The 1228-nt window shown below is 74.7% G+C and carries 2 protein-coding genes; both read left to right on the forward strand.

Translation table 11 applies throughout. From position 1 onward, the window contains the following. On the forward strand, positions 1 to 679 hold a 679-nt coding region (locus tag CCN51_RS51535), incomplete at its 5' end, for an aminotransferase class I/II-fold pyridoxal phosphate-dependent enzyme (RefSeq protein ID WP_143676230.1). A gap of 89 nt (positions 680 to 768) precedes the next feature. Beyond that, positions 769 to 1228 (forward strand): GNAT family N-acetyltransferase (locus CCN51_RS51540; protein ID WP_086861267.1); only part of this gene is annotated, 460 nt, incomplete at its 3' end.

Consider the following 1228-nt stretch of genomic DNA (forward strand, 5'->3'; position numbering starts at 1 on the left):
CTTCCAGAACCCGACCGGCGCGGTGCTCTCCGCCGAGCGGCGCCGGGAGGTGCTGCGGGTGGCCCGGGAGGCGGGCGCGTTCGTGATCGAGGACGACTTCGCCCGCCGTCTCGCCCACGAGGACGCCGGGCCGCTGCCCGCGCCCCTCGCCGCCGACGACCCGGACGGCGTGGTCGTCCACGTCTGCTCGCTCACCAAGATCACCTCGGCCAGTCTGCGGGTGGGCGCGCTCGCCGCCCGCGGCCCCGCGCTGGAGCGGCTGCGCGCCATCCAGGTCGTCGACAGCTTCTTCGTGCCGCGCCCGCTGCAGGAGGCGGCGCTCGAACTCGTCGGCTCGCCCGCCTGGACCCGCCATCTGCGCACCGTCGCCGCCGAGTTGCGCACCCGCCGCGAGGCGCTGGCCACGGGTGTGCGGCGGGACTTCCCCGAACTCGCCCTGCGCCATGTCCCGCCCGGCGGCTTCCACCTGTGGCTGCGGCTGCCCGACGGCGCCGACGAGGCCGCGCTGACCGCCGCCGCCCAGCGTGCCGGGGTCGCCGTCGCGCCCGGCCGCCCGTACTTCTGCGCCGAACCGCCCGCCCCGCATCTGCGGCTGGGCTTCGCCTCGGCGGCGAGCGCGGGCGAGCTGGCGGAGGGGCTGCGCCGGCTCCGTACCGCCTGCGACGAGGTGCTGGGCTGACGGCACACCGGATCCCTCACGTGCCGGATACGTGCCGAAAACCCCTCGACGCCGCCCCTCTGACCTGCGAGTCTCCCGCCATGAGCGACATGAGTGATACGAACGGCCGACCGGCCGCCGACGGCTACGAGATATCCACCGACCCCTCCCGCCTCGACGCGGCCCGTATCCACCACTGGCTGTCCACCGACGCGTACTGGGCGCTGGGCCGCACCCGCGAGAAGCAGGACCGCGCCATCGCCGGTTCGCTCAACTTCGGCGCGTACGACACGGCCTCGGGCGCCCAGGTCGCGTACGCCCGGGTCGTCACCGACCAGGCCACCTTCGCCTGGCTGTGCGATGTCTACGTCGACCGGTCCGCGCGCGGGACGGGCCTTGGCACCGCGCTCGTCACGGCCGTCCGTGACCACCTGGAGCCCTTCGGGCTGCGGCGCATCCTGCTCGCCACGTTCGACGCCCACGGCGTCTACGAGAAGATCGGCTTCTCGCTCCTGGACGACCCGGAGCACTGGATGACCCTGCGCTTCCCCGGCATGTCCCCGCCGGGGA

Source organism: Streptomyces milbemycinicus (assembly GCF_002154605.1).
Taxonomy (GTDB): Bacteria; Actinomycetota; Actinomycetes; order Streptomycetales; family Streptomycetaceae; genus Streptomyces; species Streptomyces milbemycinicus.